Origin of the sequence: Streptacidiphilus sp. MAP12-20, from assembly GCF_041262525.1 — a bacterium.
Classification (GTDB): Bacteria; Actinomycetota; Actinomycetes; order Streptomycetales; family Streptomycetaceae; genus Streptacidiphilus.
Map to the genome: position 1 here is coordinate 93,798 of NZ_JBGCCK010000014.1, position 26,396 is coordinate 120,193.

General features: G+C 70.8%; 20 protein-coding genes. 10 read left to right on the forward strand and 10 right to left on the reverse strand.

The annotated features are described in order from the left end of the window. Position 1: 1 nt before the first annotated feature. The 6 genes from ABIA32_RS20365 to ABIA32_RS20390 are packed head-to-tail and all read right to left on the reverse strand — an operon-like array spanning position 2 to position 5,605. On the reverse strand, positions 2 to 217 hold the full coding sequence (locus ABIA32_RS20365; RefSeq protein ID WP_370097195.1) for an MbtH family protein: 216 nt from the start codon (positions 215 to 217) through the stop codon (positions 2 to 4). Positions 218 to 270: 53 nt separating this feature from the next. Beyond that, on the reverse strand, positions 271 to 1,548 hold the full coding sequence (locus ABIA32_RS20370; protein WP_370097197.1) for an MFS transporter: 1,278 nt from the start codon (positions 1,546 to 1,548) through the stop codon (positions 271 to 273). After that, positions 1,532 to 2,818 carry a glutamate synthase-related protein gene (locus ABIA32_RS20375; RefSeq protein WP_370097200.1) on the reverse strand — a complete coding sequence of 429 codons (1,287 nt, stop codon included), beginning with the start codon at positions 2,816 to 2,818 and terminating at the stop codon, positions 1,532 to 1,534. The genes ABIA32_RS20370 and ABIA32_RS20375 overlap by 17 nt, the downstream gene beginning before the upstream one ends. Continuing rightward, a complete protein-coding gene (locus ABIA32_RS20380; protein ID WP_370097203.1) occupies positions 2,815 to 3,822 on the reverse strand; it encodes an asparagine synthetase A in 1,008 nt (335 codons plus the stop codon). Before ABIA32_RS20380 ends, ABIA32_RS20375 begins: the two co-directional genes overlap by 4 nt. Next, the gene (locus ABIA32_RS20385; RefSeq protein WP_370097205.1) at positions 3,819 to 5,069 is read right to left on the reverse strand and encodes a methylaspartate mutase; all 1,251 of its coding nucleotides are present in this window, start codon (positions 5,067 to 5,069) and stop codon (positions 3,819 to 3,821) included. Before ABIA32_RS20385 ends, ABIA32_RS20380 begins: the two co-directional genes overlap by 4 nt. Next, a complete protein-coding gene (locus ABIA32_RS20390; RefSeq protein ID WP_370097208.1) occupies positions 5,069 to 5,605 on the reverse strand; it encodes a cobalamin B12-binding domain-containing protein in 537 nt (178 codons plus the stop codon). Before ABIA32_RS20390 ends, ABIA32_RS20385 begins: the two co-directional genes overlap by 1 nt. A gap of 345 nt (positions 5,606 to 5,950) precedes the next feature. Here ABIA32_RS20390 and ABIA32_RS20395 point away from each other — a divergent pair, with 345 nt between their 5' ends. After that, on the forward strand, positions 5,951 to 6,163 hold the full coding sequence (locus tag ABIA32_RS20395; protein ID WP_370097211.1) for a hypothetical protein: 213 nt from the start codon (positions 5,951 to 5,953) through the stop codon (positions 6,161 to 6,163). A gap of 34 nt (positions 6,164 to 6,197) precedes the next feature. On the opposite strand, the gene ABIA32_RS20400 is transcribed toward ABIA32_RS20395, so the two are convergent. After that, a complete protein-coding gene (locus ABIA32_RS20400; protein WP_370097214.1) occupies positions 6,198 to 9,335 on the reverse strand; it encodes a BTAD domain-containing putative transcriptional regulator in 3,138 nt (1,045 codons plus the stop codon). A gap of 327 nt (positions 9,336 to 9,662) precedes the next feature. Here ABIA32_RS20400 and ABIA32_RS20405 point away from each other — a divergent pair, with 327 nt between their 5' ends. Together ABIA32_RS20405 and ABIA32_RS20410 are read left to right on the forward strand one after the other, a co-directional pair. Continuing rightward, the gene (locus ABIA32_RS20405; RefSeq protein WP_370097488.1) at positions 9,663 to 10,031 is read left to right on the forward strand and encodes a nuclear transport factor 2 family protein; all 369 of its coding nucleotides are present in this window, start codon (positions 9,663 to 9,665) and stop codon (positions 10,029 to 10,031) included. A gap of 102 nt (positions 10,032 to 10,133) precedes the next feature. Continuing rightward, positions 10,134 to 11,783 (forward strand): AMP-binding protein, encoded by a 1,650-nt coding sequence (locus tag ABIA32_RS20410; RefSeq protein ID WP_370097217.1) that lies wholly within the window; start codon positions 10,134 to 10,136, stop codon positions 11,781 to 11,783. 22 nt (positions 11,784 to 11,805) lie between these two features. On the opposite strand, the gene ABIA32_RS20415 is transcribed toward ABIA32_RS20410, so the two are convergent. Then, positions 11,806 to 12,729: a serine protease gene (locus tag ABIA32_RS20415; protein ID WP_370097220.1), complete on the reverse strand. Its 924-nt coding sequence runs from the start codon at positions 12,727 to 12,729 to the stop codon at positions 11,806 to 11,808. Between the two features lie 244 nt (positions 12,730 to 12,973). On the opposite strand from ABIA32_RS20415, the gene ABIA32_RS20420 reads away from it, so the two are divergent. Continuing rightward, positions 12,974 to 16,546 carry a choice-of-anchor D domain-containing protein gene (locus ABIA32_RS20420; protein WP_370097223.1) on the forward strand — a complete coding sequence of 1,191 codons (3,573 nt, stop codon included), beginning with the start codon at positions 12,974 to 12,976 and terminating at the stop codon, positions 16,544 to 16,546. 94 nt (positions 16,547 to 16,640) lie between these two features. Here ABIA32_RS20420 and ABIA32_RS20425 read toward each other — a convergent pair whose 3' ends face one another. Further along, positions 16,641 to 17,207 carry an NAD(P)H-dependent oxidoreductase gene (locus tag ABIA32_RS20425; RefSeq protein WP_370097226.1) on the reverse strand — a complete coding sequence of 189 codons (567 nt, stop codon included), beginning with the start codon at positions 17,205 to 17,207 and terminating at the stop codon, positions 16,641 to 16,643. A gap of 120 nt (positions 17,208 to 17,327) precedes the next feature. Here ABIA32_RS20425 and ABIA32_RS20430 point away from each other — a divergent pair, with 120 nt between their 5' ends. Further along, entirely contained in the window at positions 17,328 to 17,936 is a 609-nt protein-coding gene (locus tag ABIA32_RS20430) for a TetR/AcrR family transcriptional regulator (RefSeq protein WP_370097229.1), read from the forward strand. Positions 17,937 to 17,978: 42 nt separating this feature from the next. Here the strand turns inward: ABIA32_RS20430 and ABIA32_RS20435 are convergent, their stop codons facing one another. Then, the gene (locus tag ABIA32_RS20435; protein ID WP_370097231.1) at positions 17,979 to 18,374 is read right to left on the reverse strand and encodes a hypothetical protein; all 396 of its coding nucleotides are present in this window, start codon (positions 18,372 to 18,374) and stop codon (positions 17,979 to 17,981) included. Positions 18,375 to 18,846: 472 nt separating this feature from the next. Between ABIA32_RS20435 and ABIA32_RS20440 the strand changes: the two genes are divergently transcribed. The 5 genes from ABIA32_RS20440 to ABIA32_RS20460 all read left to right on the forward strand — a co-directional run bounded on the left by ABIA32_RS20440 (position 18,847) and on the right by ABIA32_RS20460 (position 26,385). Then, positions 18,847 to 19,098, forward strand: coding sequence for a type A2 lantipeptide (locus tag ABIA32_RS20440; RefSeq protein ID WP_370097233.1), 252 nt, complete (start codon positions 18,847 to 18,849; stop codon positions 19,096 to 19,098). A gap of 125 nt (positions 19,099 to 19,223) precedes the next feature. Beyond that, entirely contained in the window at positions 19,224 to 20,036 is an 813-nt protein-coding gene (locus ABIA32_RS20445; RefSeq protein WP_370097236.1) for a DUF2118 domain-containing protein, read from the forward strand. Then, positions 20,021 to 22,282: an NHLP family bacteriocin export ABC transporter peptidase/permease/ATPase subunit gene (locus ABIA32_RS20450; protein WP_370097239.1), complete on the forward strand. Its 2,262-nt coding sequence runs from the start codon at positions 20,021 to 20,023 to the stop codon at positions 22,280 to 22,282. Before ABIA32_RS20445 ends, ABIA32_RS20450 begins: the two co-directional genes overlap by 16 nt. Then, positions 22,257 to 25,151 (forward strand): NHLP bacteriocin export ABC transporter permease/ATPase subunit, encoded by a 2,895-nt coding sequence (locus tag ABIA32_RS20455; protein WP_370097242.1) that lies wholly within the window; start codon positions 22,257 to 22,259, stop codon positions 25,149 to 25,151. The genes ABIA32_RS20450 and ABIA32_RS20455 overlap by 26 nt, the downstream gene beginning before the upstream one ends. Positions 25,152 to 25,224: 73 nt before the next feature. After that, a complete protein-coding gene (locus tag ABIA32_RS20460) occupies positions 25,225 to 26,385 on the forward strand; it encodes a nitric oxide synthase oxygenase (protein WP_370097245.1) in 1,161 nt (386 codons plus the stop codon). Positions 26,386 to 26,396: the final 11 nt, after the last annotated feature.

A 26,396-nucleotide genomic window follows, 5' to 3' on the forward strand; every position in this document is an offset into this window, starting at 1 on the left:
CTCATGCCTTCGCCTCGACGGCGGCGATGAGGCTCGCCGGGCGCAGATCGGTCCAGTGCGTCTCGACGTACTCGAGGCACGCCGCCCTGGTGCCGGCCTCGTGCACCACGCGCCAGCCGTTCGGCACGGCGATGCCGAAGGGCCACAGCGAGTGCTGGTTCTCCTCGTTGACGAGCACCTGGAAGATTCCGTCTTCGTTGTCGAAGGGGTTGGCCATCTCAATCAGCTCCCTTGGTGTGGGTCGGTGTGGTCAGCGCGGTCACCGCGGGACTACGCGGCAGCGGGCTCGGTCGGGAGGTCGCGGGTGCTCTTGATGGGGCCGACGAAGCGGAGGAACTTGGCCGCCGCCAGGCCGCCGAGCATGATCCACAGGCCCGTCGTGATGCCGAGCCAGGCGCCCAGCGCTCCGCCGATGACGGCGCCGATCGGCATCGAGCCGTACACGATCACCATCGCGGTGGTACCGATCCTGCCCTGCAGCTCCTGCGGGCAGTACCGCTGGCGGAAGGTCGAGCTGATGATCCCGCAGGCGACCATCCCGGCGGCCGGCACACCCATGCCGACCAGGAAGAACGCCAGCCCGGCGCCCTTGGTGGTGAGCGGGATCAGCAGCCCGAAGGGCGCGGAGGCGATCGCGATGACGATGAGGGCGCGCGCGGTGCCCAGCCTCTTGCTCAGTCGCGTCGCGACGACCGCGCCGGCGAACCCGCCGAGGCTGTCGGCGATCATCAGGACACCGACGAAGCCGGCCGACACCCCGACGACGTCGACGAGGAACACCACCAGCAACGCCAGGGCGCCGGAGAGCAGCAGGTTCTCGACGCCCGCGCAGAGCGCGATGATCCGGAGGTAGGGCTCGCGGACGAGGTACCGGACGCCCTCGGCGATGTCCTGGCGGATGGTGGTGGGCTCGGCCGGTTCCTCGCGGCGCGGCTCGCGCCGCCGGATCGAACCGAGGCAGAACACCGCGACCACGTAGGTCAGGGCGTCGACGAGCAGTCCACCGATCGCGCCGAACACCGCCGCGATGACGCCCCCGACGCCGGACCCGCCCATGAACGCGACCTGCGCGCTGCCGTCGAGCTTGGCGTTCGCCTCGCCCAGGTCCTCGCCGTCCACCAGCGTCGGCAGGAACGCCCCGTAGGCGGGCCCGAAGAACACGGCGCCGACGCCGGACATGAAGGCCACGAAGAACAGGTAGCCCATGGTCAGCAGCCCCAGCGCGTAGACCACCGGGACGCTGACGATCAGCGCCGCGGCCGCGGCGTTGCACACGATCATCACCGTGCGCCGGCGCCACCGGTCCACCCACGCGCCCGCGGGCAGGCCCAGCAGCAGCATGGGCAGCCAGGAGCACGCGGTGAGCAGGCCCATCGCCAGCGGTCCGGTGTGCAGGACCGCGACCGCGACCAGCGGCAGGGCGATGCCCGTGATGGCGCTGCCGAACTTGCTCGTGGTCTCGCCGATCCACAGCAAGCGGAAGTCCCGCTGCCGCAGCACGCCGGGCCGTTCCGGCGCGACGGCCTCAACCTCAGTAGTGGTAGTCATGGCGATGCTGCACTCCTTCCGAGAAGGTCTCACCCGCGGCTGCGGGCAGCCACACGTCCTCGGGTCCGAGGGCGTCGGCGCGGTACTGTCCGAGCGCGCTGACGATCAGCTGCAGCTCCATGCGGAGGCTCTCGAGCAGCCGGGTGAGACCCACCTGCGGGTCCTCGTCGGCCGCGAGCAATGCGGCCCGACCCAGGCCCGCGGCACGGGCGCCCAAGGCCAGCGTCTTCGCGATACGCGCGCCGTCCGCCATCCGGCCCGAGGCGAGCAGGCAGCCGGCCGGCGTACCGATCCGGCGCAGGCATTCGGCCAGCGGCAGCCCGACGTGGTCGAGGAACGCCGACGGCGCCCAGCCCGATCCGCCCTCGGCCCCGTCGACGGTGACCGCCGACGCGCCGGCCTCCCAAGCGACCCGGGCCGCCCGCGCGATGTCGCGCCCCGGCGGGAGCTTGACCCAGATCCGGGCGCGCGGAAAGTTGTTGCGCATCAGGCGGATCTGCTGACGCAGGATCTCGTCCGTAAAGGTGCCCGGCGCGCTGCAGCGCAGCACCCGGCCGGTCGGATCGCCGTAGATAGGGTCGATGGCGAACTGCTCGGCGACCCGCGCCCCGGTGTCGGCGCCGACCAGGGTCATGCCGCCGAGCCCGGGCTTGGCGCCCTGGCCCACCTTGAGCTCGAAGGCGAGCCTGCCGGTCTCCAGCAGCTCGGTGGCGGTCGGGTCGCTGTAGACCAGGTTCCACACCTCGGCGTCCGCGTCCTCGGTGGACTGCTGCACCACGACGCCGCCCAGGTCGGGCGGGGCCGCGGCCGCGTAACGGTGCAACCGGGCCAGCAGCGTGCGTTCCGCCTCCTCGCCGCCGCGGCCGTAGCCGTTCATCGGCACCACGTTCTCGCCGATCACCATGGGCACCCCGAGCCGCCCCGCCTGATCGCTGACGGCGAGGCCCAGGTTCGAGCTGGCCACCTGGGTGGAGCCGAAGGCGGACACGTACACCGGCAGGGGCGAGCGCAGGCCGCCGATGTCCGTGGTCAGGTCCACGTCCCCGTACAGGGGTTCGCGTCCGAGGTCGATCAGCCGCTCCAGCCGCATCGGCATGAGCACCGGCGGGACCAACCGGGTCGCGTCGAGCTCGTCCTGTGCGGTCAGCGGGCCCTGGCCCAGCAGCGACGTCCCGTAGCCGGCCGGGTCGGGGAAGACGGCTGCCGCGCCCAGCCTCGCCCGGCGGCGCACCTCCGCCTCGGGGAAGGTCGCCGCATGCAGTCCGGTCACGGCGACACCACCCCTGGGAGCTTCGGGTACGCGTTGGCCTGCCACACCGCTTCGAGCCCGGCGACGTAGCGGGTCAGGCGTTCCAGGCCGATGCCGAATCCGGCGCTGCTCTTGATGCCGGCCCGGACCAGGTCCAGGTACCAGCCGTACTTCTGCGGGTTCTCGCCGGTCTCCCTGATCCGCGCGACGATCTGCCGGTAGTCGGACTCCCGCTCGCTGCCGCTGCAGAGTTCGCCGTAGCCCTCGGGCGCGATCAGGTCGAAGTTGCGCAGGGTCCCCGGCCGGTCGGGGTTCTCCTTGTCGTAGAAGCCGCGGGAGCCCTTCGGGTAGTCGGTGATGAAGAACGGCCGCTCGTGCTGCGCGGACAGCAGCCGCTCGGCGACCCAGTCGATCTCGGCGTCCGGGCTCTGCTCGTGCCCCAGTGCGTCCAGGTCTGCCGCGGCCTGGTGGTGCGTCATCCGGCCGAACGGGCCGTCCAGCAGCGGCTGGAACGCCCGCGGGTCGCGGCCGAGGAAGGAGAGCTCCGCCGACCGCTGCGCGGCGACCCGGCGCACGATGTGGGAGACGAGCCCCTGCGCCACGTCGAGGATCTCCTCGCGCGAGGCGTGGGCGACCTCGACGTCGATCTGGTGGAACTCGGCCAGGTGCCGTGCGGTGGAGGCGGTCTCCAGCGGCTCGAGGCGCACATTCGGCGCGATGTAGAAGATCTTGTCGAAGGCCAGCAGCGACGCCTGCTTGTAGAGGATGGCACTCGTCATGAGCTTGTACTTGTGGCCGTAGTAGTCGATGTCGACCTGCTTGGCGCCGCGCGCTCCGGGATCGGTGACCGGTCCGATGATCGGCGGCAGCAGCTCGACGAAGCCCTCGCCGGCCAGGTACTCGCGGGCCGCGGCGGTGATCTCGTTCTGCACCAGCAACACGGACCGGGTGACCGGGGAGGTGAGGTGCGCCCGCGGGTCCGGGGGCAGCGGGACGGTCCGGGGCTCGTAGGCGGTCTGGGTCACTGGGCCAGCTCCAATCGGTCATACGTGCGTTCGATGTACGACAGGGCGTCGAGAAGTTCGGCCGACCTCAGCTGACGTCCCGTCACCAGATCGGCGGAGTCCCCGATGGGGAGTGAACCGATGCGCTGCCAGAGCAGGCGGCCGGAGGCGTCGACGACACCGCGGGTCCGCCCGGCGTTGTCCGGGTGCAGGCAGTACGGGACGTCGAGGTAGCCGCGGGCGAATCCGGCGACGAGGGCCAGGCCGATGTCGGTGGAGAGTTCGCAGACCGCGTCGACGATGGATCTGGCCTGCGCGTAGAGGCCGGTGTCGTCCGGCGGCGGCAGAGGGCGGACGTCGGCGGCAGCCGAGGCGGCGTATTCGAGGGCGGTGACGTTCTCCTCGATCGTGGGGATGCGGAAGGCCTCGGCGGTGGTCTTCACGATCAGCCGGGCCGCCCCGGTGCGGACCGCCAACAGCGCGGAGTCCGCGATCAGTTGCAGGGCCCCGGACTCCGACTTCGGGAAGACGCCCATGTACGTGTAGACGACCAGGTGCGACTGCACGTCCGGCAGCAGTTCCGCGACGAGCCGGGACAGCGCCAGGGCCGCCTCGGCGTCCTGCTCCGGATGGGTCTGCTGGGCGTAGCTGAACGAGACGCTCCGCAGGCCGTGCTGCCGGAAGAAGAGCCCTTCCAGCACGCTGAGCGCGACGAGCAGGGCAGGCGGGCACAGCTGCCCCAGCATGCATCCGCCGAAGGTCTCCAGATGCGGCTCGAACTCCGCGGTGCGCGCAGCCGCGAAGGACTCGCACGCCTGCGCCCAGTGGTGCGTGGCGAGCGCCAGCGGCGCCCGGCTGTAGGGGAGGCAGTACGACACCGGGCCGCCCTCGGTAGCGTCCAGTCCGGACGCGAGCGCCGCGGCGATGACGTGTCGCGGGTCGGCGGATCCGTGACGCACCTGGACCGGGAAGTCCGGCCCGGCGATCCCGTCCACGACCGACCGGGTCACCGCGGGTCCGTGCGCCACGATGGGGAACCCGTTGAGCGAACCGCCGCCGTCCAGGGCCGCCCTGGCCGAGGCGTGGTCGCCGACCCGGGTGTAGCTGTCGACGGTGATGGTGCCGGCGGTCACCGCGCCGGCGGACTGGACGGCCGCCAGGCCCGCCCGCATCCGGTCCGGCTGGGACATCCCCATCCGGGGCTGCACCACCACTCCCCCGTCGGCCGCGAGCCGGGTGATGCTGTCGCCGAAGGACCAGGAAGGCATCAGACACCGACCGTTTCGACGGCGCGTCTCCCCGCGGTCGGCAGCGAGCCGACGAACGAGCAGAACTCCGTGAGCGCGACGCCGTCCTGGAACACCCCGTCGAAGCCGGCCTCGAGGAGCGCCGCGGGCACGCTGCCGTCGAGGCCGCCGGCGAGGTCCAGCTTGCCGCCGATGACGACGGGCAGCGTCGCCAGCTCCGATCGTCCGCGGATCGCCCGGATGACCCGCGGGCCGTCGTGGTGGCCGTGTCCGTTGACGGTGCTGACAACGACGAGGACGGGCCGGAGCTCCAGGCACGCGGTCACGATGAGGTCGTCGGGCGTACAGGCGCCGAGGTTGGTCACCCGGTACCCGAGCTCCTCCAGCACCAGCTGAAGGAACACCAGGTTCCATGTGTGCGAGTCCGACGAGGTGCTGGTCACGATGACGTCGCGGCCGTGGCGGCCGTCGCGGCGGCCGAGGTAGCCGCCGGCGTCGGGGCCGTCGGGGTCGTCCAGGCCCTCAGGGTCCTCGCACAGCGTCAGGTCTTGGTTCACGGATGATCCCTTCGCGATCTTGACGGGACTTCGTCGGCCCGTGGTGGCGCACGCTCCGGCCGGCCGGACCGGGGAGCGGGGAACGCCACGGGGGCCGCGATACGGCGGTGATGCGGCGGTGAGGTGGGTGGGTCGGTCCCTGGCGTGGTCCCGATATCGATGGTTCGCCGCGGGCTATCACGGCGGCATCTCCGCCGCTATCACCGCGGCAGCCCAGCTCCGGCACCCGGCGCAAGCTCCGCGGCAGCCGTGAAAGGGCAGGGATAGCGACGGCGATAACGCCACGATTCCCGCGTCCCTACGGTGGGTTCCAAGGCAGCACCCGATCCCCGGAAGGACCCCGAAATGCGTCTCACCGCAGTGAAGTTGGTCGCAGTGAAGATGGTCGCCGCCGTCGCCCTCGCCGCCGCGCCGGCGGTGTTCGCCGCCGGCTACGCCGTGGCCGGACACCAGACGGGCTCCGGCGCGTCGTCGTCCGTCACCGCCGTCGCCGCCGCGTCCACCCCGGCGCCCGCGCCGACGTCGACCGTCTCTCCCGCGAACGACCCGTGGGACTGAGCCTCTCCCCCGGTGCCCCAGATCCTGATGCCGCCTACTCCGGGAGGTCTGCGGCCCCCGCGCCGATGCGCTTCAACAACTGCTCCGCATCCCGCAGTTCCCGCCCCATAGACCGCTCACGCAGCGCCGTGATGGCATCCTCCAGCAGCGCGGCGGCCCCTCCGGGGTCCCCTTGCCCGACGCTGAGCCGCGCCAGTTCGATCCGCGCCAGCGCCGCGCCGGCGGGGTCCATGATCTCATCGCGGATCACCAGGGCCCGCTCGAACTGAACCCTGGCCTGCCCGAACCGCCCCAACCGGATGCTGACCTCGCCGAGGCCCATCAGCAGGTGGCCCTCGCCGATCAGGTCACCGCTCTTCCGCACCATCGCGAGCACGTCCGACAGCGTGCGCTCCGCCTGCTCCGTCTCGCCCCGCTGCAGCAACAGCTGCCCGACCCGGCGCAGCGCACGGGCCTCGCCGCCCGCGTACCCCACCGCGCGGTAGATCGCCAGCGCCTCCTCCAGCCGCGCCCGAGCTCCGCCGCCGTCCCCGCGCTGCATCCAGATCTGCGCGCTCTGCGTCAGCACCGTCGCTTTCCCGACGATGTCGCCGGCCTGGGTGAAGGCGCGCAGTGAACGCTCGTATAACGCCGCCGCCCGCTCGATGTCCCCGCCGTTGCGTTCCAGCAGCGCCAGGTCCCGCCAGCACAGGGCCAGGCCGTGGCTGTCGCCGAGCTCGTCGAACAGGCGCAGCGCCGACTCGAGGGTGGTCCGGGCCTGGTCGCCCTGTCGTCTGGTCAGGTACAGCGTGCCCAGCGAGGCGAGCAGGGCTGCGGTGGCGCGGCGGTTCTCCGCCCGCCGCGCGGCGGTCAACGCCTGCAGATGCGTGCTCTCCCACAGGTCGTGATAGCCGCGCGCCTCGAACAGGGTGACCAAGGTGGTCGCCAGCTCCCAGCAGGGCTCGTCCAGCCCGGCCTGCGCCGCGTCGCCGACGGCCTGGCACAGGTTCACGTGCTCGCTGTCCATCCACTCCAGTGGATCGGCGACCAGCTGGTCGACGTACCGCTCCGGAGGCTGCCAGCGGGTCGCGGTGCCGCGGAGGATCGTGTAGTCGCCGCCGTAGACCGCCCGGTGCACCCGCTCCGCGATGGCCAGCCAGCCGCCGACCATCCGCTCGACCGCCTCGCGCCGCCCGTCCGCGGTCTCGGCCGCCTCCAGCTCGTCGCGCGCGAACATCCGGACGATCTCGTGCAGCCGGTACTGGACCTCGCCACGCGGCGACATCCCGACCACGTCGAGCATCTGCACGTCGACGAGTCCCTCCATCAGATCGGAGGGCTGCGAGCGGTGGTCGTCCAGCAGCGCCCCGGCCAACCAGCCCGGCAGCGTGGGCCCCTGGGCCAGGCTGAGCAACCGCAGCAGCCGGCGGTCCGCCCAGCCCAGACCGTCGTGGGTCAGCGAAAGGCTCGCACGCACCGTCATGTCGCCGTGTGCCAGCTCGTCGAGCCGGCGCCGCTCGTTCGCCAGCCGCTCCACCATCGAGGCCAACGACCAGTGCGGGCGCGCGGCGAGGCGAGCCGCGACGATACGCAGCGCCAACGGCAGCCCGCCCACGGTGCGCGCGAGCGCGAGAGCCGCCTCGCGCTCACCGGCCACCCGGTGCGCCCCGATCACCTGGCCGAGCAGTTTCAGTGCCGACGGGGGGTCGAGGATGTCCAGCTCGATCCAGTGCGGGCGGGGCAACCCGGTCAGCCGGGTCCGGCTGGTGACGATCACCACGGACCGCCCCGCGCCCGGGATCAGCGGGCCGACCTGGCTCTCGGAGGCGGCGTCGTCGAGGACGACCAGCACCCTGCGGGTGGCCAGGATGGTGCGGTAGGTCTCGGCGCGCTCGTCGAGCGAGTCGGGGATCATCAGCCCCGGAATGCCCAGCGCGCGCAGGAAGCGGCCGAGCACCTCGCGGGGGGAGACCGGGTTGGACCCGGTCCCGCGCAGGTCGCAGTAGAGCTGGCCGTCCGGGGCGTAGGCGTCGCCGAGCTGGTGCCCGATGTGCGTCGCGGCCGCGCTCTTGCCGATGCCCGGGCGGCCGACGATCATCACGACGCGGGCCGCGGTGGAGCCGTCCGCGAGGACCGCCTTGACCCCGGCGACCAGTGGCTCGCCGCCGATGTAGTCCGCGGCGTCGGTGGGCAGTTGACGCGGCTTGTCGCCGGCGAGGACGGGCCCGGTCAGCGTCGGTGCGGGCTCCCCGGCCGGTCCGACCGAGTCGGCTGCCGCCACCCTCGCCCGGTCCGCCTCGCCCGCCTCGACTGCTCCGCCCGCTCCGCCCGCCGTCGGCGCGGCGAGAACGGCAACCGCCGCCCGAGCCGCCGGTTCGGCGGCGAGCAGCAGCTTCGGGTCGCCGGCCAGGATCGCCGCCTCGAGGGCCCGCAGCTGCTCGCCGGGGTCCAGGCCGAGTTCGTCGGCGAGCAGGTCGCGGCCGTCGCGGTAGGCCGCGAGTGCCTCGGACTGCCGGCCGGACCGGTACAGCGCCAGCATGTACTGGCGCCGCAACTGCTCGCGCAGTGGGTGCTCGTGCAGGTGCTGCCCGATCTCGCCGATGAGCTCGCGGTGGCGGCCCAGGGCGAGTTCGAGGTCGATGTAGGTCTCGACCGCGGCCGTGCGGTTCTCCTCCAACCGCGTGGCCTTGGCCCGGAGATCCTCGCTCGGGATGCCGCTCAGCGCCGGGCCCCGCCACAGCGACGTGGCCTCCCGCAGCAGCCCGGCGGCCTCCGCGGCGCGGCCCTCCCGAGCGAGGATCTGGGACTGGTGGACGTGCCGGGTGAACACGTGCAGGTCCAGCACGTCCCGAGCCACCCGCATCAGGTAACCGGGCGGCCGGGTGTCGATGGGCGCGTCGATGCCGGCGTCCGTGAGCACCTTGCGCAGCCGTGATACGCAGATCTGCACCTGGGTGCGCGCCGTGTTCGGCGGGCACTCGTCCCAGATCAGGTCGATGAGATGGTCCATGCTGACCACCCGGTTCGCGTCGAGCAGCAGCGCGGCCAGCATGGTCTCCTGCCGGCCTGGCGCGATGCGCACCGGAGAACCGCCGGCGCGCACCTCGAGCGGGCCCAGGATGTGGAAGTTGAGCCCTGCGTTGAGCCCCGGTCCGTCGACGCCGGACGGCTGCGCCGTGGTCGACTCGGCCATGCACACTGCCTTTCCAGGCCCTAAGCCCACCTTTGGCCCGTCATGTCATGACACCGCTCAGAGTGTTGCCGAACGACGACCTCTTGTCCACGATACGATCACAAATCCAAGGCCCCAATTCCCCTTCCGCCGACTGTTCGCGATAGCGCCGTGAATGCCGGATGAAGGCGCGGAGAAGTCGGACCCTGCGAGGCTGCGGTCGGTGTAGACCACGCGGCACGGTCGCCCCCGTGCCGCGCCGCGTATGGGAGGACGGACATCGCGCAGCGCAACGAGACAGGGCGACAGCAACTCGGCACCCCGGTCCTCGCGGCCGGGATCGACCACATCCGCCTTCTCTACCACTACATCGACACAGGAGACATGGACGGCTGCGGCTCGCTCCTCGACGCCGACGTACGGCTCTGGTCACCGGGCGCCCCGGTGGGGCACGGCAGGTCCGAGGTGATCGGCCTGCAGCGAGACATGGCCGGCCCGTTCGCCCGGCACGAGACGAGACGGATCTTCGCAGCCGGAGACGTGATCGCCGTAGCCGGACGGCTCGTCCGGCGGACTGGTGAGCGGTCGGGAGCGGAGTCGGGGACGGCGGATACGGGGAGGGAGACAGATGCCGTCGAATTCGCGGACTTCTTCACGGTCAGCGAGGAGGGGATGCTGCTCACCCAGCACCGGTACTACTTCGTGTCGCCCGGCTGACGGCGATTCCGCAGCAGGTTGGCCGACGGCGCGGCCGTCGACACGACCCGACCCCTCCCCTAGGCTCCCTTGCACCGAAGCCGCCGACCCGGGAGTGCTGTCATGTCCGCCGTCGACCTCGACCCACGACTCTCCCACCGGCGCGGCGGGACCACCCCGCCGCTGCCCGAAGGAACCGTCGGCGCCGACCTCGCCCGCACCGCGCGGACCCACCCCGACCGGGACGCCCTGGTCGAGTGCGCGAGCGGGCGGCGCTGGACCTACGCGCAGTTCGACGCCACCGTCGACGACCTGGCCCGCGGCCTGCTCGCCGCCGGGATCGGCGCCAGTGACCGGGTCGGCATCTGGTCGCCGAACTGCGCCGAATGGGTGCTGACGCAGTACGCCGCCGCCCGGGCAGGCGCGATCCTGGTCAACCTCAACCCGGCCTACCGGCGCCACGAGATCGCCTACGCCCTGCAGCAGTCGGGCACCCGGCTGCTGGTCTCCGCAACCCGGGTGAAGGCGAGCGATTACGTCGCCCTGGTCGAGGCCGTGCGTGACGAGTGCCCGACGCTCGCACGCGTGGTGTACATCGGGACGCCCGACTGGGACGCGTTGGTCGAGGCGGGCCGCGAGGTTCCGCTCGACCGACTGCGCGAGCGCGAGGCCGCGCTCACCCCCGATGACGCCGTCAACATCCAGTACACCTCCGGGACGACCGGCCGCCCGAAGGGCGCGACGCTGTCGCACCGCAACATCCTGGGCAACGGCTTCCAGGTCGCCGAGGTGCAGGGCTGGACCGAGCAGGACCGGGTCTGCGTGCCGGTGCCCTTCTACCACTGCTTCGGCATGGTGATGGCCAACCTCGGTGCCACCTCCCACGGTTCCTGCATCGTCGTCCCCGGGCAGCTCTTCGACCCGGCCGAGGCGCTGGACGCTGTCCAGGCCGAGCGCTGCTCGGTGCTCTACGGGGTGCCGACCATGTTCATCGCAGAGCTGGCCCAGCTGGAGGCGCACCCGGGCCGCTGGGACCTCTCCTCGCTGCGCACCGGCGTGATGGCCGGTTCGCCCTGCCCGGTCGAGGTGATGAAGCGGGTGATGGCCGAGATGGGCATGGCCGAGGTGACCATCGCCTACGGCATGACCGAGACCTCTCCCGTCTCCACCCAGACCCGCCCCGACGACTCCCTCGAACACCGCGTCGCCACGGTCGGCAGGGTCCACCCGCACGTCGAGGTCAAGGTCGTCGATCCGGACACCGGCGACACGGTCCCGACCGGCACGCCGGGCGAACTGTGCACCCGTGGCTACTCGGTCATGCTCGGCTACTGGGAGGAACCCGAGCGCACCGCCGAGGCCGTCGACGCCGACGGCTGGATGCATACCGGCGACCTCGCCGAGATGGCCGAGGACGGCTACCTCTCCATCGTCGGCCGGATCAAGGACATGGTCATCCGCGGCGGCGAGAACGTCTACCCGCGCGAGGTCGAGGAGTTCCTCTACAGCCACCCGGACATCGAGGACGTGCAGGTCATCGGCGTCCCCGACGAGCGGTACGGCGAGGAGCTGATGGCCTGGGTCAAACTGCGGCCGGGCGCGGCCGAGCTGACGGTCGGGCAGCTGCGCGCCTACTGCGACGGCCGGCTCGCCCACTACAAGGTCCCTCGCTACCTGCACCTGGTCGACGGCTTCCCGATGACGGTGACCGGCAAGATCCGCAAGGTCGAGATGCGCGAGGAGGCGGTGAAGCTGCTCGGCCTCGGGCAGTGACGGGGCGGCCCGCCCGCCGTCGTCAACCCCCCTGGGCGACCGCCTGGTTGTAGAGGGCGAGCACGTCGTTGTCGAAGTACGGGCTGTAGGAGACGTCGTCGGTGTCGCCGCCCTGCTGGTAGCCGCCGATGACGCCCATCACCGTGCCGGTGCGGGTCTTCTTGTCGAAGGAGGTGAGCCAGGGGCTACCGCTCGTCCCGCCGGGGAAGGACTTGCACGCGATCTTCATCTGGTGCGCGCTCTGCTGCGTCGTCGTGTTGAAGCACGCGATCGGCTCGCCGGCGTTCGACGGGTAACCGGTGAGCGCGACGGTGCGGTCGAAGCCCAGGTTCACCCCGAGCTTGTTGCCGCCCAGGACGGAGGCGATGGCCCTGTTGCCGACGGTCCCGAGCACGAGGAAGGCGACGTCGAGATCGGGATCGGTGGAGTCGATCCAGCGCTGGTCCACGACGATGCCGCGGATCGGCCACTCCCCCTCGGGCTCGGCCCCGTCGCGGTAGCCGGGGACGAAGACGATGTCGGTGTTGTAACCGCCGCCCTTGCCGCCGTGGACGCAGTGCGCGGCGGTCACCACGATGCTCTGGCCCTTGCTCTGGACGACGCTGCCGGTGCAGAAGTGGTCGCCCTTACCGCTCTTGGCGAAGATCGCGCCGACCCGCGCGGTGACCACGTTCGACTTCGCGGTGCGGGTGTTCCCTCCGTGTGCGGTCAAGGCCTGGTCGAGCCGCTGCTGCGACCACGACGACGGTGAAGGAACGGCGGTGACCACCGCACTGCTCGACGCGCCGGGCGTGGCCCCCGACCCGGCAGCCACGCTCGCGGTCGCACCCACGCCCGCACCCACGCCCGCACCGACCGACGCGGCGGTGCCGCTCGCGCAGCCGCTCACGGCCGCCAGCAGCGCCATCGCGCCCGCCGCTCGGATCCCACGTGCCGTCAGACCCATGCGCCGATCTCCGTTCAGCTCGCCCCGCTCGCCCCCCGCTCCGACCATCCTGTGCGGGCCCTCCACGCCCCGAAAGTCGGCACGCCGACTACCGATGTTCTTGCAATCACAAGCACAGGAATCAACAAGTTCATGTCGAGATATTGCGACTGGCCATCGAAGACCTTACGGTCACCCTTGCGCCGCCCCTCGCGCCGTCCCCCCGGCGCCGTCGCTCCTCCACCCACTCTCCATGGGAGCAAAGGTGTTCCGAACCATCCGAGATCCACGGCGGGCGCTCGCCCTCGCCGCGGGTTCCACGCTGCTCGCCGCAGCGGCCGTCGTCGTCCCCGCCGCCAGTCAGCCCGCCTGGGCCGCAGCCACCGGCGGCAGTGGGGCGAGCCTGCCCTACACCGAGGTGCAGGCCGAGAGCTCGGCCACCAACGGCACTGTCATCGGCCCGAGTTACACCCAGGGCCAGCTCGCCGACGAGGCGTCGGGCCGCAAGGCGGTGACGCTCTCCGGCAGTGGCAGCGGACAGTACGTCACCTTCACCACGCCGGTGGCCACCAACTCGATCAACTTCCGCTACAGCATCCCCGACACCGCGAACGGCTCCGTCTACACCGCCCCGATCTCCCTCTACATCAACGGGGTCCGGCAGGCCGACTTCACTCTCACCAACGCCTACAGCTGGTTCTACGGCAGCTACCCCTTCACGAACACTCCCGGCAGCAACCCGCACCACTTCTACGACGAGGCCCACCGCCTCCTCAACACCACCTATCCGCAAGGCACCACCTTCAAGCTCCAGGTCGACTCCGGCGACAGTGCCGCCTCCTACACCGTCGACTTCGCCGACTTCGAGCAGGTCGGCGCCGCGCTGACGCAGCCGGCGGGCTCGGTCTCGGTGACGAGCAAGGGCGCGGACGCCACCGGCGCGACCGACTCCACCAGCGCGTTCAACGCGGCGATCGCGGCCGCCGGGTCGGGCGGCACGGTGTGGATCCCGCCGGGGACCTTCGACATCCCCGGGCACATCGCCGTCAACAACGTCACCGTCGCCGGCGCGGGCATGTGGTACTCGACCGTCACCGGCGCGGCGCCCGGCTTCTACGGCAACTCGGCGCCGAACCCCAGCACCAACGTGCACCTGCAGAACTTCGCGATCTCCGGCGACGTCCAGGACCGCAACGACAGCGCCCAGGTGAACGGCATCGGCGGCGCGATGAGCAACTCCACGGTGTCGAACCTGTGGATCGAGCACATGAAGGTCGGCGCCTGGATGGACGGGCCGATGGACGGCCTGACCTTCTCCGGTATGCGGATCCGGAACACCACCGCCGACGGGATCAACTTCCACGGCGGGGTCACCAACTCCAAGGTGACCAACAGTGACATCCGCAACACCGGTGACGACGGCATCGCCACCTGGGCCGACTCCAGCCTCGGCGCAGACGCCAACGACACGATCTCGAACAACACCGTCCAGCTGCAGCAGCTCGCGAACGGCATCGCCATCTACGGCGGCCACGACAACACGGTGACCGGCAATCTGGTCGAGGACACCGGCCTCACCCAGGGCGGCGGCATCCACGTCGGGCAGCGCTTCACCTCGACGCCGGTCGGCACCACGACGATCTCGAACAACACCCTGATCCGCGACGGTTCGCTCGACCCCAACTGGCAGTTCGGCGTCGGCGCGCTCTGGTTCGACGGCAGCCAGGGCGCGATCACCGGGCCGATCAACGTGAGCAACGCCCTGATCGAGCAGAGCCCCTACGAAGCGATCCAGTGGGTCGAGGGCACCATCAGCGGCGTCAACCTGAACAACGTCACCATCGCCGGCACCGGCACCTTCGCCCTCCAGGAGCAGACCGGCGGCGCGGCGAGCTTCACCAACGTCGTCGCGACCGGCGTCAACGGCCCCGCCCCGGTCTACAACTGCGAGGGTGGCAACTTCGTCGTCACCGACGGCGGCGGCAACTCCGGCATCAGCGGCACGCCGTACTGCAGCGGCTGGCCGACTCCGGTCTACCCGCCCTACCCGGCGACGGGTGTGACGGCCAGTCCGAGCGCACTGGGCTTCGGCTCCGTCGCGACGGGTGCGACCAGCGCCGCGCAGACGGTCACCGTTTCCAACCCGACCGGCTCGGCCGCCTCCGTCTCGTCCATCGCGACCACCGGTGACTTCGCGCAGACCAACAACTGCGGCAGCTCCATCGCCGCGAACAGCTCCTGCACGGTCAGCGTCACCTTCTCGCCCACCGCGACCGGCGCGCGCAGCGGCAGCCTGACCGTCACCGCGGGCGGCGTCACCAACACCGTGGCGCTCTCCGGCACCGGCACCGCCCCTGGACCCGTGCTCGGGGCCAACCCGGGCAGCCTGAACTTCGCCGGCACCGTGGTCGGCTCCTCCGCCGCACCGCAGACGGTGACGGTGACCAACTCGGGCACGGCGTCCGCGTCCGTCTCGGGTGTCTCGGTCACCGGTGACTACACCCAGACGAACAACTGCTCCTCGGTCGCGGTCGGCGCGTCCTGCGCGGTGACCGTCACCTTCACGCCCACCGCGGGCGGCACCCGCACCGGCACGCTCACCGTCACCAGCAACGCCAACAACAGCCCGACCACCGTCGCGCTGAGCGGCACCGCCATCGACAGCACCACGAACATCGCCGCGGGCCGACCCGCCTCCGCCAGTTCCAGCAACGGCTCCTACACCCCGGCCAACCTGACCGACGCCGACCCGTCCACGTACTGGGAGAGCGCCAACGGCTCCTTCCCGCAGTGGGCGCAGGTCGACCTCGGCCAGAGCTACAGCGTCGGCAAGATCGTGCTCAAGCTCCCGCCCGCCACCGCCTGGGCCGCGCGCACCGAGACGCTCTCGGTCCTCGGCTCGACGGACGGCAGCAACTTCTCGACGATCGTCGGCTCGGCCGGCTACAACTTCGACCCCAACGCCAACAACAACACCGTCACCATCCCCTTCAGCGCGACCAACGCCCGCTACGTCCGGGTGAACATCACCGGCAACACCGGCTGGTCGGCCGGGCAGCTCTCGGACTTCGAGGTCTTCCCGAGCGGAGGCGGCTCCTCGGCGGCGACGCTGTCGGTGGTGCCCACCTCGCTGAGCTTCGCCGCGCAGACGCTCAACACCACCAGCGCGGCGCAGGCCGTCACGGTCACCGACACGGGCACCGCCGCCGCGTCGATCAGTTCCGTCACCACGACCGGCGACTTCGCCCAGACCAACACCTGCGGCAGCTCCCTCGCCGCCGGGTCCTCCTGCACGGTCGACGTGACCTTCACCCCGACCGCGTCCGGCACCCGTACCGGCACGGTCACCATCAACGGCAACGCCACCAACAGCCCGGTCACGGTCGCGCTGACCGGCACCGGAGCAGGGACGGTGGCCACCAACCTGGCGGCCGGCAAGTCCACGGCGGAGTCCAGCCACACCCAGAACTACTCCTCCGCCAACGTCACCGACGGCAACCCGAGCACCTACTGGGAGAGCGCCAACAACGCCTTCCCGCAGTGGGTCCAGGTCGACCTCGGCTCGGCGCAGAGCGCGAGCCGAGTGGTGCTGGAGCTGCCCCCGAGCACCAGCTGGGGGGCCCGCAACCAGACGCTCTCGCTGCTCGCCGGCACCGACGGCAGCAACTTCAGCACGGTGGTGGCCTCGGCGACCTACACCTTCGACCCGAACGTCAACAGCAACACCGTCACCATCACCTTCCCGGCGAACACGCAGCGGTACTGGCGGATCAACGTCACCGCGAACACGGGCTGGCCGGCCGCGCAGCTCTCGGAGTTCCAGGTCTGGAACGTCTGACCCGGTTCACGCAAGCAGGGTGCAAGCAAGCAGGTCGGCCCCGCTCCTCCGTCGAGGAGCGGGGCCGACCCGCGTGTGCAGGGTGCGGGGTGCGTCAGACGGCGACGGAGGTCGAGGCAGCGGCAGCGGCGACCTGAGTCAGCAGGGTGGTCAGCTGCTCGGCGACCTCGGCGTCGTCCGCCGGGTGGGTCTCGGCGAAGCGCACGACGGAGCCGGGGACGGAGAGCTTGACCTCCTCCAGCACCGCGCCACCGGCGATGCCCACGGCCTTGCGGGCCTCGTCCTGGGCCCAGAGCCCGCCGAACTGGCCGTAGGCGGTGCCGAGGACCGCGACCGGCTTGGCGGTCAGCGCGCCGGCGCCGTAGGGGCGGGACAGCCAGTCGATGGCGTTCTTCAGGACGGCGGGCATGGTGCCGTTGTACTCGGGCGAGAACAGCAGCACGGCGTCGGCCGCGCCGACCGTCTCCCGCAGTGCAACGGCCGCGGCCGGAGCGCCGTCCGCGACGTCGATGTCCTCGTTGTAGAACGGCACGTCGGCCAGGCCCTCCACGATGACCACGTCGACCCCCGCAGGGGCCAGCTTCACGGCGGCCTCGGCGAGCTGGCGGTTGTGCGAACCGGCGCGGAGGCTGCCGACCAGGGCGGCGATACGAACAGACATGAGATCTCCCGGGGGATGGGCAGAGCTGGAAGTATTTAGCGGACCGGGGTCCGGTTATTAGAAGTAACACACTAAGCGGACTGCGGTCCAGTTTTGTTCCCCGCGCGCTACCCTGGGTCCATGACCCCGCCCCTCGAGCCGATCGAGCTGCTCGCCTCCCCCGCGCCGGAGCGCGCCGACGCCGCCCGGAACCGGGCCAAGCTGCTCGCGGCGGCGGCCGAACTGATCCAGGAGCACGGCGCCGAACACCTGACCATGGAGGCGGTCGCCACCGCCGCCTGCGTCGGCAAGGGCACCGTCTTCCGGCGTTTCGGCGACCGGTTCGGCTTGTTCCTCGCGGTCCTGGACCAGGCGGAGTGCGAGATGCAGCAGGCGTTCATGTTCGGTCCGCCGCCGCTCGGCCCGGGCGCCCCGCCCGTCGAGCGGCTGCGCGCCTTCGGCGTCGCCTCGCTGCGTCACCTGCGGCAGAACATGGACATCTACGTGGAGGCGGACAAGAGCGCGGCGCAGCGCTACGACGCGCCGCCCCGCGTCGTGCGCGAACGCCACCTGGCACTCCTGCTCGGCGAGGCGGGCGTCTCCGGGGACCTGGAGCTGCTGGCCGCCACGATGCTCGGCTCACTCGATCCGGCCCAGGTCCACCATCTGCTGACGGTCCGCCGACGCGCACTGGAGGAGCTGGAGGCCGGCTGGCTCGACCTGGTCGCCCGGATCACCGCGCCGTCCTAGCGGTACGGCGGCATCGCGACGGATCCTCCACAGATCGGTCGGTCAGGAGCCGAACGGGTTCACCTGCGTATGTGGACACGGTCTCGCCCAGACGGTCCAGAAGCCCGTGCGCGGCATCCTGGAAGGCCGGGCGTCGGCCTCCCCGCACAGCGGGGGTACCGCTTCCCATCCATGCGGGCGGAGGCCGTCCGGGAGCAGCGCGTCGAGCAGTACCGCGACGCTGAGGTGTGCTCCGACCAGCTCGTCGGGTGCGAGGTCGGTGTCCTGGGCCAGTTCGTCGACGTCGACGGCCCCGAGGATGGCACCGGTGCGCCACGCGGGAAGTTCGACGAAGGCCGTGTAGCCCTGGACGCGAAGGACCCGGGCGTTGGTTCGCGTGTGCGGCTGCCTGCGCGCAGTCCCGAGGCGGACTGCGGCGGCTTCGTGCTCGGTGTTCATAGCTCCCAAGGAATGACCGTTGCAGCGGGCGATCGGGAACGGCCTGGCGGCTTGGCATGAACGCTAGCCGCGGGAACCGCGAACAGACAAGACGACCAGAAGGTCGCCTTCCGCTTCCAGGGCGTCCGGCCGCAGCGCGCTGACGCTGAATCAGTCCGTCCGCCGGGCCGCTCCCCACTTCGTCTCCCTGATCTCCTCGCTTGGCACACAAATGCCGCCCTCCGACCCATCGCTTCCGCCGCGGCACCACGTATCGAACGCAATTACGCCACCACCGTTCACCGAAGCTCCATAATCCTGCCCGGCCGACCGCAGATTCCACCCGCAAAACGACTGGAATGTTCACATAATGACCTCATTGCTTCGATGGACATATGTCCGGATTGCATGGTTGGATCATGCCAAGAAAGGGAGTCGCAGATACCGGTTCCCTGCATCGGAAATACTCAGAGCATTGAGAGGAAATACACTCATGCGCAGCGACTTCACGCCCCAGGTCGAGACCCGCGAGCTCGACGACATGGACCTGGACGGCGTGGCCGGCGGCATCGGCTTGGGCGGCGGCGTTGCCCTGGGCGGCGGCGTCGGCGTGACCGGCGTCTCGGACACCCTGGGCGCCGTCGGGTCCATGCTTCCGGTCGGCGGCCTGGTCAGCACCGCCACCGGTCTGGCCGGCCTCACCGGCCCGGTCAGCGGCCTCACCGGCATCGTTTCGGGTATCTGACCGAGATATCTCCCGCCGAGCCGAAAGCTCCGGCTTCAGGCCCCGGAATTATCGTTCCGGGGCCTGATTCACGCCCGTGCCTCAAATCGACGGATTCAACGTCGAGCAGTCTAAGGAAAATCTCTGTGCAGTTCCGGCGAAAGGCGCTTGCCAAGCAGCAATCGCCCGAGGATCTCGACGTGCCGGCCCATCTCGCCCGGCCGCAGGGCCGCCTCGTGCTGGTGGTCTCGGCGGTTGTGGTGGCGGTCGTGTGCTTCTGGGCGGTGACCGGAACAGTCTCCTCGAAGGTGAGCGCGTCCGGGGTCCTGATCCACCCGGAAGGCAGCTACACCCTGCAGAGTCCCGTCACCGGGCAGGTCGTCACCGTCTTCGCCAACGAGGGTGACACCGTGGCCGGTGGCGCCCCGCTGTTCAGCGTGCGGACGAGCGCGGGTCAGAAAGTCCAGACGGTAAGGACGGTGGCGGCCGGACGGGTGACCGCGCTCTCGGCCGGGATCGGCTCGGTCGTCGAGACCGGTTCCGACCTGGCGACCGTGGAACGCATCTCCAGCACCGGCGAGCCTCTGGTGGCGGTGTTGTACGCGTCCGGGAGCGACGCGTCGTCGATCCCGGCCGGCGCAGCGGTGGACCTCACCGTCCAGTCCGTGTCCGTACAGCAGTACGGCGTGCTGCGCGGGCACGTCCTGTCAGTCGGAACAAGCCCGGAGTCACAGCAGCAGATCACCAGCTTTCTCGGCAGCATCGAGCTCGGCCGGCAGTTCAGCGCACAGGGCGAACCGGTGGCGGTCGTGGTGCAGTTGGAGCGGTCGAACAGGACCAGGTCCGGATACATCTGGTCCTCGACGGACGGCCCGCCGTACCCGCTCCCGTCCACGGCGTCGGTGAGCGCCGCTGTCCAGGTGGCGGCAGAGCACCCGATCGCATGGCTTCTGCCGTGAGCCCCCGACACGGCGGCTCGACCCCGATCGCCGCGAGCCCTCGGCACAGCAACCTCCACGGCAAGGGTCGCCGACGCCCCAAGGCCAAGCGGCAGAAGACCGTTCGCACCCGCACCGTCCTCCAGATGGAGGCCGTCGAGTGCGGGGCCGCGGCCCTCGCCATGGTGCTCGGACACTACGGGCGGCACGTGCCCCTCGAGGAGCTGCGGATCGCCTGCGGCGTCTCCCGGGACGGCTCCCGCGCGAGCAACGTGCTGAAGGCCGCCCGTAGTTACGGGCTCACCGCCAAGGGCATGCAGATGGAACCCGCGGCGCTGGCGACTGAGGTACGCACGCCCGCCGTTCTGTTCTGGGAGTTCAACCACTTCGTCGTCTACGAGGGGATGGGACGTCGCCTCGGCCGACGTGGGGTGCACATCAACGACCCTGCCCGAGGTCGCCGGTTCGTGGACGAGGAGGACTTCGACTCCAGCTTCACGGGTGTGGTCCTCACGTTCGAGCCTGGCCTGCAGTTCCGGGCGGGCGGCAAGCGGCCGGGGATGCTGAGCACCCTGCCCGCGCGGCTTCGGGGCACCGGGGGCACCACAGCGGCTGTCCTCGTCGCCAGCCTGCTCCTCGTCGGCGTCGGCGCAGCGCTGCCCGCGCTCAACCGCACCTACATCGACGCGTTCCTGATCGGCGGTCAGACCTCGTTGCTGCCGGTTCTCTTCGCGTCGATGGCGGCCATGGTGCTGCTGACCGCCGTGCTGATCGGCGTACAGCAGGCAAATCTGCTGCGCGGACGGATGATCTCGTCCACTCTGAGCAGCGCCCGCTTCCTGCGCCATCTGCTCAGGCTGCCCGTCGCCTTCTTCGCCCAGCGCAACCCCGCAGACCTCGTCCAGCGCCTTCAGTCCAACGACGCCGTGGCCGAGACCCTGGCCAGAGATCTCACCGCGGCCGGTGTGGACGCCTTGGTCGTGGTCCTCTACGCGCTCCTGCTGTGGACCTACGACCCGCAGTTGACCGTCCTCGGGATCGGCATCGCACTGCTCAACGTGGTGGCTCTGCGCCTGGTGGTACGCATCCGGGGCACCGGCGTGCAGAAGCTGCGTGCGGACAGCGCCCGGCTGACCAACACCTCCTACAGCGGGCTCCAGCTGATCGAGACGATGAAGGCCACCGGCGGTGAGACCGGGTACTTCCGCCGCTGGGCCGGACAGCACGCGATCACCCTGAACGGGGAGCAGCGTCTGGGTGTGCCGAGTGCGGCGCTGGCCGTCGTCGCCCCGACCCTGGCCGCGCTCAACAGTGCGCTGATCCTGCTGATAGGCGGGCTGCGGGCAGTGGAGGGCCGGATCTCGATCGGTCTGCTGGTGGCCTTCCAGGCCCTGGTGGCCGGCTTCACCGCGCCGGTCGCGCGGCTGAACGGGGTGGCGGGTCGGGTCCAGGACTTCGCGGCCGACATGGCCCGACTCAAGGACGTGGAGAGCTTCCCGGTCGACCCGCAGCTCACACGCTCCGGGCCGAGCGCCGGTGCGCGCCGGCTCAGCGGCCATGTGGTGTTGGAGAACGTCACGTTCGGGTACAGCGCGCTGGACAAGCCGCTGCTCAACGGCTTTTCACTGGACGTCGGCCCTGGCCGTCAGGTGGCGCTGGTCGGCGGCTCCGGCAGCGGGAAGTCCACGGTGTCCCGGCTGATATCCGGGCTCTACCAGCCCTGGGAGGGCGAAATCAGCGTCGACGGCCGACGGGTGGAGGAGATCCCGCGCAGCTCGCTGGCCGCCTCTGTCTCCTTCGTCGACCAGGAGGTCTTCCTCTTCGAGGGCACGGTCCGCGACAACGTGGCGCTCTGGGACCCCTCCCTCTCGGACGAGGCGGTCACCGTCGCGCTGCGCGACGCGGCGGTTCTCGATGTCGTCTCCCGGCGTCCCGGGGGCATCCACAGCCGCGTGGAACAGGACGGCCGCAACTTCTCCGGCGGCCAGCGGCAGCGCCTGGAGATCGCCCGGGCCCTGGTCCGCCAGCCCAGCGTGCTGGTCCTGGACGAGGTGACGAGTGCCCTGGACGCGAGGACCGAGCAACTCGTCATCGACAACCTCCGGCGGCGCGGCTGCGCCTGCGTGGTGATCGCCCACCGGCTCAGCACGGTGCGGGACAGCGACGAGATCGTCGTCCTGGATCGCGGCGTCATCGTCGAGCGCGGGCGTCACGAGGCTCTGGTCGCAGCGAGAGGGCCCTATGCCGAGCTGGTCAGGGAGCACTGACGTGGCGCAGGACGCTCAGTACGCCCCCCAAGCACCTGTCGACATCGGTGTGCTCGCCGCCCTGAGCGGCCTGGGCACGCCGGTCGACTGCACCGGGCTGCGGCGGCTGCCGCTGGAGGGGCCCCAGGTGGTGTGGCTGGTCGTCGCCGGTGCGATGGACCTGTTCGCCGTCGATGCGGTGATCGAGGGCCGTTGGCAGTTCCTGGGCCGCCTCGACGCGGGAGACCTGCTGCCCGGCCCGGCCGCCGGTCCGCGGCACACCGTGATCGGCAGGCCGCTGCCGGGCTGTGTGCTGCGCCGGATCCAGCTCCGGGAGCTGTTCTTCCAGCCCCAGTACGCTCCCGAGTGGGCGTACTACGGTGCCAACGGTGTGCTGACCCCGCTCGAGGACGCCTTCGCGCGCGGCGTCGGACGCAGCCTGCACGTCCTCTTCGAAGCGCGCGTCCACTCGGACTACTCGGACTTCGGGGACGACGACATCCAGTGGCTGTCCCTCACCCCCGGCAGTCTGCTCCACGGCGGCGTCTACAGCCACGAGACGGCACAGGATCTGTTCATCGACCCGGCGACGTGGCAGCGGCTGATCGACCAGCAGAGCCGGCTGCTGTTCGCGCTGGACCGCTGGATCGACCAGCTCGAACGCGCCTTCGAGGATCGGGCGACGGCCGGCATCAGGGCCGGCGAGGCGGTGCGCGCCCAGGCCGACCAGGCCCTGCTCACCTCCATCGACCGTGCGGACCGCGACCGCTCGACCGTGCAGCGCTCGAACATGCAGCGCTCGGGCCGCGGGACCGGCGCATCCGTGGATGTGGACGAAGCCACGCTCGCCGCCTGCCGTGTCGTGGGCGCGGCGGCCGGAATCAGGGTCGCCACGCCGACGGGCGGCGGAGCGACGAACGACCGGCTGACCCCGGTCGAGAGGATCGCGGTGGCCTCGCGGTTCCGTACCCGGCCGGTGCGGCTCACCGGGCGCTGGTGGCGGGAGGACGCCGGCCCCCTGTTGGCTCATCGGGCCGGATCCGGGGCTCCCGTCGCGCTGCTGTGGCGCCGGGGCCGGTACGAGGCGGTGGACCCCGCCGGCCGCAGGCGCACCCGGATCCGCGAGGCCACCGCGGACCAGGTCGAGCCGCAGGCGGTCATGTTCTACCGCCCGCTTCCGGAACAGCCCCTCTCCGGCCCGCGGTTGCTCCACTTCAGCCTGCGGGGCACGCGCAGCGACCTGCTCCGGCTGGCGCTCAGCGGCCTGGTCTCGGTTCTGCTCGGCACCCTGGTGCCGATCGCGACCGGACAGGTGCTCGGCGACTACGTGCCGAACGCCGAGAACAGCCTGATCGTCCGGACATCGCTGGCGATCGCCGCCACCACCCTGGTCTCCGCGGCTTTCATGCTGATGGAGAACATCTCGATCCTGCGCCTGGAGGGGCGCGTCGAGGCCACGCTGCAACCAGCGGTCTGGGACCGGCTGTTGCGCCTGCCGACGACGTTCTTCGCCGGACGATCGACCGGAGAGCTGGCGTCGGCCGCGATGGGCATCAGCGCCATCCGCCGCATCCTCTCCGGCATCAGCTCGGTGGCGGTCCAGGCCGGCACGGTCGGCGTGGTGAACCTCGGCCTGCTGCTCTGGTACAGCGTCCCACTCGCACTGGCCGCGATCGGCATGCTGGTCGTGATCGGAGCCGTCTTCCTCGGCCTGGGCCTGTGGCAGTTGCGCTGGCAACGCCGGTTGATCGTGCTCAACAACAAGCTCAACAACCAGGCCTTCCAGACCCTGCGCGGCCTGCCCAAGCTGCGCGTCGCCGCGGCGGAGAACTTCGCCTACGCGGCCTGGGCCCGCGACTTCGCCCGAAGCCGCGAGCTCCAGCTGCGGGTGGGCCGGATCAAGAACCTGATCACCGTCTTCAATGCCGTCTACCTGCCGTTCTGCATGCTCGGGATGTTCATGCTGCTGGCTGGTCCGGCCCGCGGCAGCATGTCGGCGAGCAGCTTCCTCACGTTCAGCACCGCCGTCACGATGGTGCTGACGGCAGTGACCCAACTGACCGGCACGCTGCTCTCCGCAGCCTCCGCGCTACCGCTCTTCGAGCAGATCAGGCCGGTACTGAACGAGCTACCCGAGGTGCGCAGCGGCACCGCGGTGCCCGGGACGCTGTCAGGCGAGATCGAGGCCCGGCACGTGTCCTTCCGCTATACCCAGGACGGGCCCCTGGTTCTCGACGACGTGTCCTTCCGCATCGAACCGGGCGAGTTCGTCGCGATCGTCGGCGCCAGCGGCTGCGGCAAGTCGACCCTGCTGCGACTGCTCATCGGCTTCGACCGGCCCACGGCGGGCGGCGTGCTCTTCGACGGCCAGGACCTCGCCTCACTCGACCTGACAGCGGTCCGACGCCAGTGCGGCGTGGTCCTCCAGGATGCGCAGCCCTTCACCGGCTCGATCCTGGACTGCATCCGCGGCACCGAACCCCACACGATCGAAGAGGCATGGGAAGCCGCCGCGATGGCCGGCCTCGCCGAGGACATCAAGGCCATGCCGATGGGCATGCACACCGTTCTCTCCGACGGCGGCGGCACCGTGTCCGGCGGCCAGCGTCAGCGCCTGATGATCGCTCAGGCTCTGATCCGCCGCCCCCGCATCCTCCTCTTCGACGAGGCCACGAGTGCGCTGGACAACGAGACGCAGCGCGTCGTCATCGAGAGTACGCGCACCCTGCGCGCCACCCGCGTGGTCATCGCCCACAGGCTCTCCACAGTGCTGGACGCGGACCACGTGATCGTGATGTCCGGCGGCCGCGTCGCACAGCAGGGCACACCCGCCGAACTCCTCGCCGCCGAAGGCCCCTTCCGTGAACTGGTTCGACGCCAGATCTCCTGAGGCCGCGGTGGCCGGTCACACGCCGAACCCATCTTGCCGACCCGCCCAGCCGACCCGCCGGAGAGAAGCACCCGTGTCGCCGTTCCCGTTCACCCGCCCCGACCCGCAGCCGGCGCCGCAGGCCGAAACCCTCGCTGCAGCGGAAGCATTCATCCGGCAGTTCGCGCACGAGAACCCCCGATCCGGCGACCCAGACTCCCGCATCCGGGCGATCAGGACCGCAGTGGAGTCGTCGGGCACGTACGAGCACACCCCCGAGGAGCTCGCCTTCGGCGCCCGCGTCGCCTGGCGCAACTCCGCGCGGTGCATCGGGAGGCTGTACTGGAACAACCTGCTCGTGCGCGACCTGCGCCACCTCGAACACCCCGACGACATCGCCGCGCAATGCTTCGAGCACCTGCGCCTGGCCACCAACGGCGGCCGGATCCGACCCGTCATCAGCGTCTTCGCACCCGACCGCCCCGGGCGTCCGGCAACCCGGCTCCTCGGCGAGCAGTTGGTGCGCTACGCCGATGATCCGCGCAGCGCGGAACAGGTCTCACTGGCGCGCGGGCTGGGCTGGAAGGGCGGAAGCGAGCCCTTCGAAGTGCTGCCGCTGGTCGTGCACGCCTCGCCGGACACCGCGCCGGAGTTCTACGAACTGCCCGAGGACACCGTGCTGGAGGTGCCGCTGAGGCACCCTCATCATCCGGGTTTCGCCGGGCTCGGCCTACGCTGGTACGCCGTCCCCGCCGTCTCGGACATGACCTTGGAGATCGGCGGGATCAGCTATCCGTCCGCGCCGTTCAACGGCTGGTACATGGGCACGGAGATAGGCTCGCGCAACCTCGCCGACCTGGACCGCTACGACCTTCTGCCCACCATCGCCCGGCTCTTCGACCTCGACACGACCAGCGAGCGAAGCCTGTGGCGGGACCGGTCCCTGGTGGAGCTGAACCTCGCGGTGCTGCACTCCTACCAGGAGGACGGGGTCACCATCGCGGACCACCACACCGAATCCGCTCGCTTCCTCACCCACATCGAACGCGAGGGAAGGAACGGCCGCTCCGTGCCTGCGGACTGGAGCTGGATCGTGCCGCCGCTGTCAGGCTCCGCGACCGCGGTGTTCCACCGGTACTACGACCCGCCCGATCTCCTCCTCCGTCCCGCGTTCCTGCGCCGCGACACGGCCTGGTCCACGGCCCGGTCCGGCGTGAAGGGAGAACCGCCCTCGTGTCAGCGGTCCGCCTCGTGAGCCGAAGCGCC